Annotated in this window: 8 protein-coding genes; all 8 read right to left on the reverse strand. The window is 70.1% G+C overall.

From position 1 onward, the window contains the following. Positions 1 to 8: 8 nt before the first annotated feature. From MOX01_RS16355 to MOX01_RS16390, 8 genes are read right to left on the reverse strand one after another with little or no spacing between them, the layout of a single operon-like run. The gene (locus tag MOX01_RS16355) at positions 9 to 1652 is read right to left on the reverse strand and encodes a serine/threonine-protein kinase (RefSeq protein WP_061018439.1); all 1644 of its coding nucleotides are present in this window, start codon (positions 1650 to 1652) and stop codon (positions 9 to 11) included. Further along, positions 1649 to 2950, reverse strand: a complete 1302-nt coding sequence (locus MOX01_RS16360) for an FHA domain-containing protein (RefSeq protein ID WP_141370553.1) — start codon at positions 2948 to 2950, stop codon at positions 1649 to 1651. Before MOX01_RS16360 ends, MOX01_RS16355 begins: the two co-directional genes overlap by 4 nt. After that, a complete protein-coding gene (locus MOX01_RS16365; RefSeq protein WP_046746681.1) occupies positions 2950 to 3765 on the reverse strand; it encodes a PP2C family protein-serine/threonine phosphatase in 816 nt (271 codons plus the stop codon). The genes MOX01_RS16360 and MOX01_RS16365 overlap by 1 nt, the downstream gene beginning before the upstream one ends. Continuing rightward, positions 3762 to 5030, reverse strand: a complete 1269-nt coding sequence (locus MOX01_RS16370) for an RDD family protein (protein WP_141370555.1) — start codon at positions 5028 to 5030, stop codon at positions 3762 to 3764. The genes MOX01_RS16365 and MOX01_RS16370 overlap by 4 nt, the downstream gene beginning before the upstream one ends. Next, positions 5027 to 7423 (reverse strand): transglutaminase TgpA family protein, encoded by a 2397-nt coding sequence (locus tag MOX01_RS16375; RefSeq protein ID WP_141370557.1) that lies wholly within the window; start codon positions 7421 to 7423, stop codon positions 5027 to 5029. Before MOX01_RS16375 ends, MOX01_RS16370 begins: the two co-directional genes overlap by 4 nt. Further along, positions 7420 to 8682 carry a DUF58 domain-containing protein gene (locus MOX01_RS16380; RefSeq protein ID WP_046746638.1) on the reverse strand — a complete coding sequence of 421 codons (1263 nt, stop codon included), beginning with the start codon at positions 8680 to 8682 and terminating at the stop codon, positions 7420 to 7422. The genes MOX01_RS16375 and MOX01_RS16380 overlap by 4 nt, the downstream gene beginning before the upstream one ends. Continuing rightward, the gene (locus MOX01_RS16385; RefSeq protein WP_058631578.1) at positions 8682 to 9653 is read right to left on the reverse strand and encodes an AAA family ATPase; all 972 of its coding nucleotides are present in this window, start codon (positions 9651 to 9653) and stop codon (positions 8682 to 8684) included. Before MOX01_RS16385 ends, MOX01_RS16380 begins: the two co-directional genes overlap by 1 nt. A 43-nt stretch (positions 9654 to 9696) precedes the next feature. Next, the gene (locus MOX01_RS16390) at positions 9697 to 15762 is read right to left on the reverse strand and encodes an Ig-like domain-containing protein (RefSeq protein ID WP_141370559.1); all 6066 of its coding nucleotides are present in this window, start codon (positions 15760 to 15762) and stop codon (positions 9697 to 9699) included. Between the last annotated feature and the right edge of the window lie 151 nt (positions 15763 to 15913).

Genomic DNA, 15913 nt, shown 5'->3' on the forward strand with positions numbered 1-15913 from the left:
TTCACCACTCACTCCACGCACCCCCGCACGGTCTCGGACGCGCGCCCGTCGTCGCGTCGCAGCATCACGTCGATGCACACGGTCCCCGCTGTGGCAGGAAGGGTAGCGGTCGGATCCGGCGTCTGCTGCGGATCGACCTCTCCCGACACGGCCACCGGGGTCCAGATGTACGAGTCGCCGTCGAGCGGGCTCGGGTTCGTCCAGGTGAAGACGACCTGTTCGCCCTGCCGCGTCCCGGCGAGCTCGGTCACCTTCGGCACCACATCCGTGCCGACATCCTTCGGGTCGACGGCCTCGGCCGTCTCCTGCGGTTCGGGTGTGATCCCGGCGACCAGCAGGTTCAGACCGACGATCCCGCCGATCACGATCACGACGCCGGCGGCGGCGAGCCCGATCCAGAGGCCCTTACGGCTGCGCGGCGCTTCGGGTGCGGCCGGAGCTGCGACGGGCGTGCCGGGCACCATCGCCGGCGGCACGGCAGCGTCGGGGGCGACCACCTGCGGGGCTCGGGCGATCGTCCGGTCATCGGCGCTCGGGGGCAGCGGCTGCGGCGGAGCAGGAGTCGGAGTCGGAGCACGCAGCTGCGTCTGCTCGACGGACGGCACGGACGATGTCTCGGCGAGTGGCGCGTCGAAGCGCGGGATGCCGGGCAGCGCGGCCGGAGGCTCTTTGCGCTGCGTCGTCGCCGACGGGCGGGTGAACGATGCCACGTCGGGGTCGATGCTGACGATCTCGCGCACCCGCGTGAGGCCGTCGCCGTCGTCGTCCAGATCCTCCGCCGGCGGGTGGTCGTCGACGATGTCGATCGGCGTCACCGAATGCGAGAGCTCGATCTGCACCTTCTGCAGTGCCCGCGCGAACGCCACGGCGCTCGGGAAACGATCTTCGGGGTTCTTCGCCATCGCGCGCTCGAGGAGGCGCTGCAGGCTCTCGGGCGAGTCCGGCCGCTTCAGCGAGGGGAGAGCTGCACGCTCGATGCGCTCGATGAGGTCGGCGCTCGAGTTGCGCTCCCCCGGACGCTCGAACGGCGAACGGCCGGCCAGAAGGGTGTACAGCGTCGCTCCGAGGGCCCACACATCCGTTCGGGGTCCGCTCTGCGGCGGCTCGGCGAACGATTCGGGGGGCGACCACGGGATCGACATCCCCGACGCCTCTCCCGTGGCTCCGGTGGTGGACGCGATGCCGAAGTCGGTGAGCGCCGGCCTGTTGTACTCGGTGACCAGGATGTTGGCGGGCTTGATGTCGCGGTGCAGCACACCGGCGCGGTGCGCTGTCTCGACGGCACCGGCCACCTGCACACCGACCCGCAGCGCCTCGGCCACCGAGAACGGGTCCTTCCGCGCGCGCAGCTGGAGGTTGGGCCGCGGGCAGTACTCCATCACCAGGTACGGGCGTCCGTCTCCGGCGACCCCTGCCTGGTAGATCGTCACGATCGCGGGGTGCGTGGAGAGCATCGCCATGACGTTCGCCTCATCCGCGAACTCCTGGGCGGCGCCGCTGGAGATGCGATCGGCGAGCAGCACCTTCACCGCGACCCGGCGGCGGGGCATCTCCTGCTCGTAGAGGAAGACGTCGGCGAAGCCGCCGGTGCCCAGCGGCTCGACGTAGGTGAAGCCGGGAAGGTCCGGCGGCGGGGAGGGGCGACGCGTCACGGCAGATCCTCGAAGGCGACCGTGACACCGTCGCCGAGGTCGACGACGTCGCCGGAGAGCACCAGCGTCTGCTCGCCGGGGTGCAGCCGCACGGGGTCGGCTCCCGGCCGCAGCAGGGTGGACCCGTTGGTGGTGTGCAGATCGATGACCACCACGGTGTCGCCCTCCGGCCGTACTTCGAGGTGGCTGCGCGAGATGTCCTGCTGAGGGCTCTCGACGGCGATGAGATGCGGAAGATTCGCGCCGCTCGCCCGCGTCGACCGCGGGCGGCGCCCGATGATCACGGTGCGATCCAGAGCCGTCTCCTGCCCTGTGGACAGGCGGATGCGGCCGACGGAGGCCGCGGCCGGTGCCGGGGCGACATCGAGCACCTCCGTCGGGGCGTCACTGGAGACCGGCGGCTGCTGGCGGAGCGCGCGGAGGTCTGCGGCCGAGATCGTCGCGCCGTCGTGGTCGCCCTCGACGGCGATCGGCGCGGCCGGTGTCGCCGCCCCGCCGACGGAGTGCACCGTGGCGCCCCACAGCTGGTCGAAGTCGTCGTCGACCGGCGGAGCGAGTGTCACCTCGGTGGGCGGCAGGAAGGCATCGTCGATGACGGGGAGCGGTTCCTCGGGCTCCGGCTCCGGCTCCGGCTCGGGAGCTGCCACCGGCTCCGGCGCGGGCTCCGGCGCGGGCTCGGGCTGCGGCGCGGGCTCGGGCTGCGGCGCGGGCTCGGGCTGCGGCGCGGGCTCTGCCACCGGCTCCGGCGCGGGTTCAGGAGCCGCGACCGGCTCCGGCGCCGCGACGTTCGCGGCCGGCGCGGACTCCCCGACGACCGGGGCAGGGCCGAGGATGGAGGGGAGCGGATCGGCATCGCTCGGTTCGAGCTCGGCGCTCACAGCCGCCGCCCGGACGATTCCGCTCTGCACGGGCAGACCGTCGGCGTCGGCATCGGCGCTCTCGACCGTGATCTCGACCTTCGTCGCACCGCCGAGGTAGCGCTCGTTCCAGGTGGTGACATCGGCGCCGGAGAGCTCGAACGACTCCGAGCCGGTCTCCACACTCGCGGTGACCGCCCCCCGCAGGGCGATCCGCATGTCCGATCCTTCGGCGACGGCCGCGACGAACGAGGGCAGCGAAGTGAACGAGACCCCCGACTGCGCGGTGAGCACATCGACAACGGTCGCGAGCGTCTTCTCCTCCGGCAGGCGCTCCCACAGCCGCGCGACGACATCGCCTGGCACCTCGGGCGGGAGGGCGACGAGCGCTCCCGGGATGACGATCAGGTACCACTGTCCCGGTCGGTAGCTGGTCTGCATCAGCGAACCCCTCCTGCTGCGGCTTCTCGTGGACGTGTGTCCTGGTCGATGTCCGTATCGGTGGCCATCAGCGTCCCCGGTCTCGAGGCGACGGAGACGGCATCGATGACGAGCACCGTGATGTTGTCCCTACCCCCGGCGCTGACGGCCTCGTCGATGAGCACGTCTGCCGCCCGCTGCGGGTCCTTCTCGGCGATCAGGATCTCGCGGATGCGGGCGTCGGCGACCTCGGAGGTGAGTCCGTCCGAGCACACCAGCATCCGGTCGCCGAGCTCGGCGGGGAACATCCAGTAGTCCGCGTCGCCCGTGCTGCTCGCGCCGATCGCCCGCGTGATGATGTTGCGGCGGCGGTCGGAGACGGCATCCTCGACCGTGAGCTCACCCGATTCGATCAGCTCCTGCACCACGGAATGGTCCACCGTGATCTGCTCCAGCTCGCCGTCTGCGAAGCGATAGGTGCGCGAGTCGCCGATGTTGAGTGCGAGCCAGTAGCCCATGCCGTCGACCGAGGCGACGAACACACCGCTGAGTGTCGTACCTGCGCGGCCGTTGCCCGAGGTGGACAGCTCCTCGACACTCTCCCTCGCCAGGGAGAGTGCCAGACGCACGTCGTCGAGTTCGAGCGCGGACCGACCGATGTAGCGCGCGAACTCCGCGATCACGGCGGCGCTCGCGCGCTCCCCCGCTTCGTGCCCACCCATTCCGTCGGCGACCAGGAAGATCGGCGCCGATGCCAGATGCGCGTCCTCGTTCAGCGCACGCCGGAGTCCCGGATGCGTGGCCGACCCGGTCGAGACGACCAGTCCCGGCCTCATGCGTATCCGCCGATCGTGACGATGCGGTCGCCGATCTCGATGGCGTCGCCCAGTCGCACCGGGACGCGCTGCCCCGCGGGACAGGCGATCCGCTGGCCTGCGCGGACGATCGTCATGCCGTTCGTGGAGTGTCGGTCCATCACCCAGCCGCCCGAGGTCTCGGCCGCCGCCTCGAAGTGCGTCTTCGAGAGCGAGAGCGTCTCGTCGCGCACGGGCACGAGCGTCGCTCCCTCTTCCGGTGCGGGGTTGCGCCCGAACACCGTGCGGCGGGAGACGGAGACACGCGTCCCGTCGTCCCACGTGAAGACGAGCCGGTGTCCCGGAACACTGATCCTGGTGTCCTCGAGGTCGTCCTCCTCGGTGGTGCGCGACGCGGCAGGCGCCGCGGGGGCGGCAGGCGCGGCCGGCGGCGTCGCGGCGGGCGGGCTCGCGGCGGGCGGACTCACCGAAGCCGCAGGCTGCTGCTGGATCGTCTCGTCGAGTGCAGGTGAGGGTGCGGTCTCGGGCTCGGGCGCTGGACGTGCGGGAGCATCCTGCGTGATGCCGGGGACGAAGGCGATGAGGGATCCCGCATCGGCGACCGGTGCCGCGGGAGCGGCCGGTCGCGGAGGGATCGAAGCGGAGGGCGGCGTGGCGGGAGCCGGCGCCGGAGCCGGAGCAGGAACCGGCGCGGGACCCGGAGTCGGGGCCGGAGCCGAGGCAGGAGCCGGCTGCGGGAGTCCGGGGATCGCCGGTGCGGGCGTCGGGGCCGTTGCCCCGGATCCGGTCGAGGCGGGGACCGCGGTCGTCGCGGACGTCGAGGTCGCGGGTGCAGGCACGCGCGCGTCCACCATGAGGGAGCCGGCCACCTTGTCGTGCCACCCCTGGTACCGACCGGAGCCGTCGAACAGCGGCGTGAAGTAGCCCACGACGATGGCGGCGGCGAGGCCGAAGATGACGTTGCGCAGCAGCGTCCGTCCGAAGCCGAGGCCGCTCCCGTCCGTCGCCGAGACCAGCCGAAGGCCCTGGGCGCGCATGCCGATCGAGCCGGTGCCCGCCTGCATCACGGTGTAGACGACGAACCAGCCGAGAAGGATCAGGCTCACGACCGGACCCCCGATCAGCAGGACTCCGACACTGCCCTCGAGGCTGCCGGTGAGCGAGGCGCCGACCAGGAGTCCGCCGCCGAGCACGATCGCGAGGCCCCCGGCGATCAGGGCGTCGATGAGGTAGGCGACGGCGCGACGGGAGACCGGCGCGATCTGGTCGGTCGCGGGCTGCGTCATGAGGTCTCGCTCTCGGAGGACGGGGGCGTCGTGCTGTTCTTGATGGTGCCAGGTTCACGGCGGACGCGCACGGCCGCCGCTTCCTTCAGATTCTGGAATCCGTTCGAGATGGCCGTGCCGCCGACCAGCGAGCGGATGCTCAGTCGCGCCTGAAGTCGCTTCCAGAAGCCGGCTTCCTTGCCGAGGCCGCCCACGATGTCATCGACCTCGTGCCAGAAGGAATCGACGTCCTCCTGGCTCGGCTCGGCGGGACCGAACACATCGGCATCGGCCCGCTCGGCGAGGGCGGTGACCTGCGGAACCGTCAACGAAGACGCCACGACCACCGCCTCCTCGATCCGCGTGCCGCCGGGAGGGATGCGCGCGCCGTAGTCCACGGCACGGTCGGTGAGCTCGTCCCATCCCCCGCTGATGCGGTCGGCGGTGCGTGCGGCCGCGCGTCGGGAACGACGCTTCGCCGCCTTCCACGCACCGATCACGATGAACGGCGATGCCAGGAGTGCGATCACTCCGAGGGAGATGCCACCGATCACGAGGATCGCGCCGATGATGCCCGCGATGTTGAGACTCTCGTCCTCGCCCTCGCGGTCGTCGGGCAGCGTGGGCGGCAGGTCGACGGGCTCCTGCGGCGGAGGCGGGGGCTGCAGCACCTGCGGCTTCGGGTCGACGCGCGGCTTGGTGTTCTGATCGTTCGGCACCTGGTCTTCGGGAGGGGTGGGGTTGAAGGCGATCCACCCGAGCCCCTCGAAATTGACCTCGACCCAGGCATGCACGTCGTCGCCGGTGGCAGCGAACGTGGCTTCTCCCGCGTTCTCCTCGTCGGAGTAGTAGCCCATGACCACACGAGCGGGGATGTCGACCTGTCCGGCGAGCAGGGCCATCGCCACGGCGTACTGCTCGTCGTCGCCGATCATCTGCTCGCCGCCGACGAGGGTCGAGATGCGCTCGGCGGTGTGTCCAGCCCGGGAGATGACCTCCCCCTCGAGCCCGTGGCTGAAGAAGCCCTCCTTCGCCAGGAAGTTCTCGAGGGCGCGCACCCGCTCGATGGGCGTCTCCGCGCCGACCACCGTCTCGGCGGCGAGGGCTGTGAGCTCCTCCGGCACGTTGCTCGGCTTGGGCATCGAGACCTTGCCGAACGGCACCTCGGCGAGCTGCTCGTCGTCGGGAATGTTCGGCATCACGGCGTCCACCGTGTACTCGTCGCCCTTCGTCAGCTTCGTGGTGGAGACGGCAGTGCCCGTCTCGGTGTTCACGTAGGTGCCGCGGCGCAGCTGCTCGGCGTCATCGCCGGAGAACCTGATCTCGGACAGCTCGCCCGCGGTCGGCATCCACACACCGCGATAGGCACCGATCTCGACGTTGAGCGTCACCGGGACGCCCTCGGCATCCGGTGACATGTTCGAGCGCAGCGGGCTGAAGGCGCTCGACGAGGTGGGTCCGCCGTCGGTGACGTTGTAGACCATGCCGTCGAACTGATCCATGACGGCCGTGCGGATCCGCGCGCCCTTGGGCAGTCCCTGCACCGTGAAGAGCGTCTCGTCCGCCTCATCGCGCACGTTCTTGCGGAACGCCTGCAGGGGGCTCGGGTAGTCCCGGATGTCGAACGGCGGGATGATCACGTCGCGGAACACGTGCCGCGGCTGCGCCGGGTTCGCGACCGCGCTCGTGGCCACCCCCGCACCACCGGCGATCGCCAGCACGGCCACGCCGGCGAGCAGACGACGGGTGCGCATGTGCGAGGCCCTGGAGGGGTCGACCTCGCTGACGGAGATCGCCGTGTTCTGCGGCGCCCACAGCTGGCGAAGCGCGAGCCAGGACATGCTCACGACCGCGAACACGAGTCCCTGCACCAGCGGGAACGCGGGTTCAGGGGTGCCGAGGGCGATCACGAGCATGAGCAGCACGCCGGCCGGGATCAGCGCCCAGGCCACCTGTGACAGGCGCAGCGCGAGCGACGCGGTCACCGTCGTGGACACGAGCGCCAGGAGGAAGGGGACCACGAGGTGACCGTCCGCCGCGGCCACGGGCGCCACCGTGGTGAGCATCTGCTTCCACGCGGTGACCGTCCCAAGCGCGAGCTTCTGCAGCGTCTCCAGCGTCGGGATGAAGCCGAGGATCGAGGTCTGCGGCAGGGCGAACGCGCCGCCGAACACGAAGTAGGCGGCGACCGTGAGGCCCGCGATGATCAGGATGCCCCAACGGCGCCAGGTCGTGACCGCCGCGATCGCGAGGCCGAGCACGACGCCGCCGACCACGGCGGGGAGGAAGGACGGACCGGCGAACGTCGGCCAGAAGCCGACCAGTGCGGTGACCACCAGGAGAGCGGAGGCACCGAGATCGAGGATCCAGCGACGCACGGGAAGACCGGCGAACGCGGCGGAGGATGCGGTCATGCGAGCACCTTCTGCAGGGCGAGGGGGATCTGCTCCAGCGCACCGACCGTCACGACGTCGGCATCGCCGATGCGGCGCAGGGCCGGAGCGGAGGCGGTGGTGTCGGCGACGACCACGAGCACGCGGGCGCCGAACGGAAGACGCGCACAGGCGAGACGGAGGTCGTCGGGCTTGACCCGCGCCCCGCACACGAGCACCACGACGCTCGCGAGCGGCATCGTCGCCGACACCACTCCGGCGAGCTCGGCGATGCCGCCCTCCTTGGGCTTGCTGTTCTCGACGGCCGAGAGGGAATCGAGCAGCTGCTTGCCCGTGCCTGCCGGCAGCTCGCGCCCCTGCACCCGCATGTCGACGCGCTGCGAGTCGCGGAGAGCACGCAGGCCGATCGACCCTGCGGCCGAGACTCCCAGCTCGAAGTCGTCGGGGGTGGCGTAGTCGGCGAGGGAGCGCGACAGACCGATCACGAAGTGCGAGCGCCGGGTCTCCTCGTACTGCCGGACCATCATGGTGCCGGTGCGGGCCGTCGAGCGCCAGTGCACGTGGCGGAGGTCGTCGCCCGGCTGGTACTCGAGCAGGGCGTGGAACGACACGTCGTCGCGGGACAGGTCGGCGGCGGGAAGACCCTCGAGGTCACGCAGGTATCCGAGGGACTGGCCGTCGAACAGCACCGTGCGCGGGTGCACGAAGAGGTCGACGGGGTCGTCGCGACGGTGCGCCCGCTCGAATAGGCCGAGGGGGTCGCCGCGCACGACGCTCACAGGGCCCACCTTGACCACACCGCGCTTCTGGGTCGGGATCGCGAAGAGCTCCTCCGCCTCCTCCCCCGGCGCGAGCCGCTGGATGCCGAACTCGCCGCGCCCCGAACCGACGGGGAGCACCACGCGCGACGGCAGGATGGCCCTGCTGCCGCGGTTCGCGAGGGTCAGGGCGCCGACCGCGCGCTCTCCCACGACGACGCGTGTGCGGGCGAGGTCGAGGGCGACGTCGTAGGCGGTGCGACCGATGAGGAACAGCGCGCACAGGGCGACGGCGATCGCGATGACGACCGCGGCGATCGTGAACTCCGACCACCCGGCGATCTGCCCCAGGACCCAGAAGCCGACGGCCAGCGCCATCAGCACCCAGGCCAGCGGACGGATGGCGGAGGTGATCTTGCGGAGGCGCGTCAGGGCGCGCGCACCGAGGACGGCCGCGATGTCACGCCATCCGGCGTCGCGCTCCGTCTGCGGCGTCGACGCCGGAAGGGCCTCCGCGGTCATCAGGCCGCCGCTCGGGCCTGGGGGGCCGCCACGGCGTCGAGCACGCGGGCGATGACCGTGTCGCTGCTGGTGCCCGCGAACTCGGCCTCGGCGTCGAGCAGCAGACGGTGCTGCCACACCGGGCGGGCGAGCACCTTGATGTCGTCCGGGAGCACGAAGTGGCGCCCCTGAGCCGCGGCCCAGACCTTGGCGATGCGGATCATCGCGATCGCACCGCGCACCGAGACGCCGAGGCGGATGGCGCCGTCTTCGCGAGTCGCCTCGGCGAGCTCTGCCACGTAGCGGAGCACGGCGGGCTCGACGTGCACGGTGGCCGCGAGGTCGGCCATGTCGGCGACGGCGCTGGTCGTGATGATCGCGGACAGACCTGCAGACGGGTTGCGGTCGGAGGCGCCGGCGAGGATGCTCTCGGTCACCGCGAGGTCGGGGTATCCGATCGAGGTCTTGATCAGGAAGCGGTCGAGCTGCGCCTCGGGCAGCTTGTAGGTTCCCGCCTGCTCGATGGGGTTCTGCGTGGCGATCACGAGGAACGGGCGCCCGGTCTCGTGAGTGACGCCGTCGACCGTGACGCGCGACTCCTCCATGACCTCGAGCAGCGCCGACTGGGTCTTCGGCGACGCGCGGTTGATCTCGTCGGCGAGCACGATCGACGCGAAGATCGGGCCCTTGTGGAACTCGAAGCGGTGCGACTGCTGGTCGTAGATCGTCACACCGGTCACGTCGGACGGCAGCAGGTCGGGGGTGAACTGGATACGCGCGCTGGTGCCCTGCACGGTCGCCGCCAGTGCCTTGGCGAGGCTGGTCTTGCCCGTACCCGGTGCGTCCTCGAGGAGCACGTGGCCCTCGGCGAGCATCGAGGCCAGCACGAGGCCGACGATCTCCTGCTTGCCCTGCACGGCCTTGTCGATGTTCTCGACGAGGCGCTGGAAGGTGCCCTGGAACCAGGCGGCCTGCTCGGGGGTCATTGTCATGAGTGTGTCGTTCCTTGTTGTTGTGAGGAGGTGTCGCGCGGCATCACTGCCAGACCCTGTGTTCGTATTCCTTGCCGTCCATCACGACCCAGGCCTCGATCGTCCCGCGGCGCATGCCGAGGTAGCAGCCCAGCTGCTGATCGATGTTGCCGTTGCCGTCGGTCGTGACCGTCCGTCCGCCGAAAGTGCCGTCGTAGGGCGGCGGGGCGCTGCTGGAGCACTGCACCCACATACTGGAGTTCGCCGGGAACCCTCGCCCCGTGAGGTAGAAGTACGCGCACGTGCCGTCGTTGCAGTTCGGCTGTCCGTTCGCGTTTCCGGTCGAGGTGACCCAGGCACGCGGATCGGGCTTGCGCCCGGATGTCTCCTCCGCCGAGCGGGTGATCTGCTGCCCGGCCTGGTCGGTGACCTCGACGTCGATCGTGTGACGCTGGCTGTAGCCCTCGCCGACCGTCCGGCTGCCGCTGGCGCCGACGTTCTGCCACCCGCCGCCGTCGATGCGGATGCGGACGGTCTTGATAGACCGGCCGTTCGCTGCGGGCCCCGCATCCCAGTTGAACGTGACGCTCGTGGCATTCTGCGATGCGGTGACCGCAGGCTGCTTCAGCGGACCGTAGGGGTTGCCGGACATCTGGTTCGAGGCGTCGCTCGCATAGGTCTGACCCTCGACCGTCGAGACGGCACGGACCCGCACGTTGTAGTTCGTGCCGTTCGAGAGGCCGGTGATGACGTTGTTGCCCGGCATCGCCGCCCAGTTGCCCCCGATGGAGTACTGGTACTGCACCTCGTTCGACCTCGCACCGTTGAGCGCGCCGGGAGACCAGGTGAGCGTGAGCGACCGATCGCCTTCGGCGACGTTCGACAGCGAGGGCGCACCCGGCTTGTTCACACCGCGACGCGGTGCCGACATCGGGCTCCATTCACCCCAGCCCGCCTTGTTGTTCGCACGGATGCGGTACGTGTACGGCGTCTCCGAGGTCGGGACCTTCACCGCCTGCGACCTGGCGTCGGCTCCCGGCGTGATGGTGTTCCGCAGCGTGCCGCCCTCCCACACCTGCAGCTGGAACGAGTCGATCGGGTCGCCGTTGGCGTTCCCCGGCACCCAGTTCACCTGCATCTGCGCCTCGGTGCCCACGCCCTGCAGCTGTGTGACGGTGGGCGCGGCGGCGGGCATCGGCGGCCCCGCGGGCACCTCGGAGGCCGACCAGCCGCTCCAGCTCGACGGCTCGGGCGCGCGGTTGTGGGCCTGCACGCGCACCTGGTAGATGCCGCCGTTCTCGAGACCCTCCCAGGTCATCGAGTTCCCGGTGGCCTGCTTCTGCGAGACCCCGGACGGCGGAGCCGGCGAGATCTCCAGCGTGTAGCTCTCCACCGGAGAGCCGGGAGTGGTCGGGGTGGCCCACGCGACCTTGAGCGACTTGTCGCCGAAGGTCAGCGTCGGCGGGGTCGGGGTGTCGGGACGAGCGTCAGGACGGGCGACCGCCGACGTGCCGGACGGCTTCGACTCGCCGACCCGGTTGGTCGCGGTCACCTGGAAGGTGTACTCCACGTTGTTGGTGAGGCCGTCGAGCGTGCACGTCGTCGAGCGGCATTCCTTCGAGTACGGGCTGCCGCCGACCGACTTCACCGTGTACTTCGTGATCTCGGCGCCGTTGTTCGACGGCGCACCGTAGGAGACCACGACGGTGCGGTCCTGCACGCTCGACACCAGCGGGGTGCCCGGTGCCTCCGGCACGCCCTGGACGGTCACGACGATCTGGCCGTTGGCCTCGCGGTCGGGGTCCTTCGTCGCATCCTGGATGCGGTAGCGCACGACCATGGTCCCGACGAAGCTGGGGTCGGGAGTGACGACGACCTGATCGCCCTTCACGGCCGCGCCGCCGGAGCCCGACTCCGTGGCAGCCGTCATCAGCTTGAGCGGCGTCTCCGGGAACGGGTTGTAGTCGTTCGCGAGCACGGGCACCGTGATGCTCTTGCCCTGATCCGCTTCCGAGATCGTGTCGGTGTTGGCTGCGGGCAGCGGGCGGGTCGAGGCGCCGACGCGCACGGTCACGGTGCCTTCGACGGCTTCCGTCGTCCCGTCGGTGATCTCCAGCTTCAGGGAGGACACCGTGCCCTTCTCGACGTCGGATGAGGCCTCGACGAGCAGCTTCGAGCCGTCGATCTTCGCGGTGATGCCCTTGCCCGCGCCGCTGACGTACTTGTATCTGTGCTTGCCCTCGTCCTCCGGATCGGGGTCGGTCGTGAGGGCGGCCAGGTCGAGCGTCGATGCCTTCTCGCCCGGAGCGACGATGACCTCTGCGCCCGTGAACACCGGCTGCTGGTTCTCCGGCGGCAGCACGTTGATCGGGATGCTCAGCGTCGCCGTGCGGCCCTCGGGGTCGTCCGGCCCCGTGCCGTCTGTGACCTCGAACGTGAGCGAGTCCTGCCCGAAGTAGCCCTCGGCCGAGGTGTACACCAGGGTGGTCTCGTCCTTCACGAGGTCGTCGCCGTTGGCGTACACGGCGTTCACCTTGGCATGCTCGGTGATCCGCGCGGTCCCCCCGCCGGCGACGGTGACGAACTTCGAGAGCGGGATCTCCCTGGTCTCGCCGCTCATGACCTCGAGCGGCTTGGTCGAATCCAGGATCGGCCGCAGGTCGGACTCGGCCGGCACGAAGATGAACGCGGATGCGGCCAGATCGTCCTGATCGGTGATCGTGTAGCGGATGAGCTGCAGCTGCTCGGTGACGGTGACCCGCACCTTGCCGTTCTCCAGCTGGGTCGCGCCTTCTCCGAGCACGAGCTTCAGGCGATCGGTGGTGCCGTCCGGGTCCTCGTCGTTCTTGAGGATGTCGAGGTCGGCACTCATCGTGCCGTCGGTGAGGTCGGTCGGCCGCACACGGTCGTCACGCGCGACGGGCGCCTGCAGCGGGACGTTCTCGTCGACGGTGATCTGCAGCGCCGCGGTCGCCTCGGCGCCCCTCGCGTCGCGGATCGTGTACTGCAGCGACGTCTCGAGCTCGCGGTTCGGCGCCTGCACCAGCACCCGATCACCCGAGACGCGGGCCGTGATGCCCGTCTCGGTCGGAACCTCGAGGCCGTCCTTCACGAGGATGATCTTGTCGCCCTCGGGGTCGGAGTCGTTCAGCATCACCGGCACCGAGATCTCGCGACCCGGCCGCACGACCACGGCATCCTTCACCGCGAACGGTCTCTGATTGATCTGCTCGCCCGGTGCGATGCCCACCCGGATCGTGGCGATGCCCTCCTTGCCGAGGCGGTCGCGCACGCGATAGCGGAACACGTCGACACCGGAGGAGTCGTCGAACGCCTCATACGTGAAGTAGTTCTGCGCCGTCTCGGTGATGCGCCCCTTCTGCGGGCTGGAGGCGATATCGATCAGCTCGACCGAGTCGCCGTCGGCGTCGATGCCGTCGAGAGGGACGGCGATGTTCGCGGTCGACCCGGCGAGCACGCGGGCCACCAGATCCTGCGGGCGTGGAGCGGCGTTCGTCTCCTCATCGACCGGAAGGATCTGGATCGTGACGTAGCCGGCGTCCTTCTGCTGGCGCGAGTCGACCGCCTCGTAGGTGAGGTACACGGTCTTCGCGACGGGTCCGGCCTTGAAGCGGATCGTGTCCTGCGAGACGAACGCCTCACCGTCCTCCGGGTCGACCAGCGGCTCGACCAGCTCGGGAACGACGTGCATGACGTCGTCGTTCGGGTGCGTGTCGTTGTCGAGCACCGGGATGGTCACGACATCGCCCGCGCGCACGATCGCCGTGTCGTCGTTCACGACGGGTTGCAGGAGCTTGTCCGGCGCGGGGATCGGGATGACCACCACCTCGCCCTCCGCCGACTTGGAGCCGTTGGAGATGCGGTACTTGATGCGCGCCTGGTCGGTGAGCGAGCCCTGATCGGTGATGCGAAGCGTCTCGTGGTTGATGACCGACACGGAGATGCCCGAGTCGTCGTCGATCGAGACGGACTGCACCACCAGGATGCCGCCGGCGGGGTCGACGTCGTTCGCGAGCACGCCGATGAGCACGTCGCCGCCCGTCGGCAGCAGCGCCACGTCGCGCACGGCGACCGGAGGGAGATCCGTCTCGCTCGCCTCGAGCACGTCGACGCGCACGATCCCCTCGCCGTTCTCGGGGCCGGCCGTCGCCAGGTACAGCACGTAGTAGGTGCCGGGAGCATCAGCGGTGAAGGAGAAGGTCTTGTTCGGCCCGTCCGTGACGATCGTCGCGCCGGGAACCTCGTTCACGCGGCCGAGGCGCAGCAGCTCGCGCCCCGAACTGGTGTCGTTGGCCAGCGGTGCCACGGTGACCTGCTCGCCGACGCGGGTCACGACGTGATCGGCGTTGGTCTTGGGCTTGGTCGAGCCCTCCGGTCGGACATCGAGGGTCACCGTCGCGGTGGCGCTCTCCCCGTATCCGTCGGCGACGGTGACCTGCACGTCCTTGCGTCCCTGCTGGCTCGCGGTCGCCTTGTACGTGATCTGGCCGTCGGTGCTGAAGTCGACCTCGTCGCCCGGCGCGGGGACGACCTCCTTGAGGTAGACATCGTCGCCCTCGGGGTCGATCCAGTCCGGGAGGATGTTGTACGAGATCGTTCCGCCGGTCTCCACGGTGAGACTGGTGTGCCGTTTGGGCACCGGAGCGGTGTTCACGCTCTTGTCGTAGACGGTCAGCGTGACCGCTGCCGTGTCCTTCCCGCCGCGACCGTCATCGGCCTCGTAGGTGAAGGTGGTCGACCCTGTCGCGTCCTCGTCGACCGCGATCTGCAGGGATCCGCCGTTCTGCACCTGCTGGATCGTGCCGAGGGCGGGCTGGGCCTCGGCGAGGGTCGCGACCAGGACGTCACCATCCGGATCGTTGTCGTTGTCGAGCACGGGGAGCATCGTCGTCACGCCGGGGCGCACACCGAACGTGTCATCCTCGGCGATCGGAGGAGTGTTCTCCTCCTTGCGCTCGGGGAGCGTGGTCTCGACGGTCTCCTCGGTCGAGTCGTCCTCGTTCTCGGTCTCGCCCTCCGGCGGGGTGAGGTCGTTCCAGTTGTCGACGCGCTGCAGGCTCTCGTTCGCCAGCCAGGCCGCTCCGCCCACCGCGTCGTTGAGGATGATGACGTCGCGGTTGACGCGGAACACGAGGCTCTTCGAATCCTCGGCGCCGTCGACGTTCGCGTTGACGTCGTTCGCCGACCCCGGGCATTCCCGGATGAACGTGGCCGTTCCTGCCCATGCGCCGTAGGTGCAGCCGCGCAGCCACACCGGCGCCGCCGGCACGCCGTTTCCACCCGCCTCGACCTCTGTCGGCTCGCCGCCGTCGAGGGGAACGCTCACCAGTGCGTTCGCCGTCGAGACCGCCACCGCGTCGGTGTTCTCGGAGGCCTGCTGCAGAACGGCCTTGTCCGCGCCGGGGATCTCGGTGCGGACGCCGCCCGGGGAGGTCACGACGCCGGCTGCCCTATCCAGCACGACCGGGGTGCGACCCACGGCGGTGATCGCGGGCTTCGCCGAGGCGTCGAGTTCGCCGACCGAAGCGGCGGAGGCGTCGAGCGCCTCCCCCTCGTTGTCGACGGGGACGGTGACGACCTCGCCGCGCTCCGGGGCGAGTCCGAAGACGGTGCCGTCCTTGGCCACAGCGACATCGGCGCCAGCGCCCAGCTCGGCCACCGGCTCGTTGACCTCGGCCTCGAAGGACGCGACGCCCTGCGCCGGCACGACCCAGAGCTCGCCGGTCTTCTGATCGAGGATCGCAGCCGTGCGGTTGCCCAGCGCGACCTTCGCGGAGGAGGGGACCTTCGCCGAATCGCCGAGCGAGACGCGTGCAGGATCGACGGCGGTCAGCGTGGACGCGTTCTCATCGACGACCAGGATGTTGTTCGTGTCCTGCAGGATGTCGTAGTTCTCACCCGTGGTGCGCAGTCCGCCGTCGAGCACCGTCGACTCGTGGTTGAAGTGCCCCACGAGAAGGCTCGACGTCTTGGTGATCCAGACGCCGCCGTCGTTCAGATCGACCTTGGTGGTCGGGAACCCCTCGTAGGTGAAGGCCATCGTGGTGATGGCGATCACGCCCACGGTGACACCGGCCGCTGACGCCAGCGTCTTCGGTCGTGCGCGCATCCATGACAACGCCTTCATACCCGGTTCCCCCCCAGGGTGACACTCTCTGTTCTCCTCGATCGCGACCCGACGGGCCCACGAAGCACCCGTTCATCCTAACTGCGTCCTGGAATACCGCTCGATGGGGAGTTTTGCCCATCGAGCGGGGCGA

The sequence above is a fragment of the Microbacterium oxydans genome (genome assembly GCF_006540085.1).
GTDB classification, from domain to species: domain Bacteria; phylum Actinomycetota; class Actinomycetes; order Actinomycetales; family Microbacteriaceae; genus Microbacterium; species Microbacterium oxydans.

Excerpts from the sequence above, each read along its gene's own strand:
- MOX01_RS16360 (WP_141370553.1), bottom strand. The coding sequence starts at position 2,950 with ATGCAGACCAGCTACCGACCGGGACAGTGGTACCTGATCGTCATCCCG.
- MOX01_RS16365 (WP_046746681.1), bottom strand. The coding sequence starts at position 3,765 with ATGAGGCCGGGACTGGTCGTCTCGACCGGGTCGGCCACGCATCCGGGA.
- MOX01_RS16370 (WP_141370555.1), bottom strand. The coding sequence starts at position 5,030 with ATGACGCAGCCCGCGACCGACCAGATCGCGCCGGTCTCCCGTCGCGCC.
- MOX01_RS16375 (WP_141370557.1), bottom strand. The coding sequence starts at position 7,423 with ATGACCGCATCCTCCGCCGCGTTCGCCGGTCTTCCCGTGCGTCGCTGG.
- MOX01_RS16380 (WP_046746638.1), bottom strand. The coding sequence starts at position 8,682 with ATGACCGCGGAGGCCCTTCCGGCGTCGACGCCGCAGACGGAGCGCGAC.
- MOX01_RS16385 (WP_058631578.1), bottom strand. The coding sequence starts at position 9,653 with ATGACAATGACCCCCGAGCAGGCCGCCTGGTTCCAGGGCACCTTCCAG.
- MOX01_RS16390 (WP_141370559.1), bottom strand. The coding sequence starts at position 15,762 with ATGCGCGCACGACCGAAGACGCTGGCGTCAGCGGCCGGTGTCACCGTG.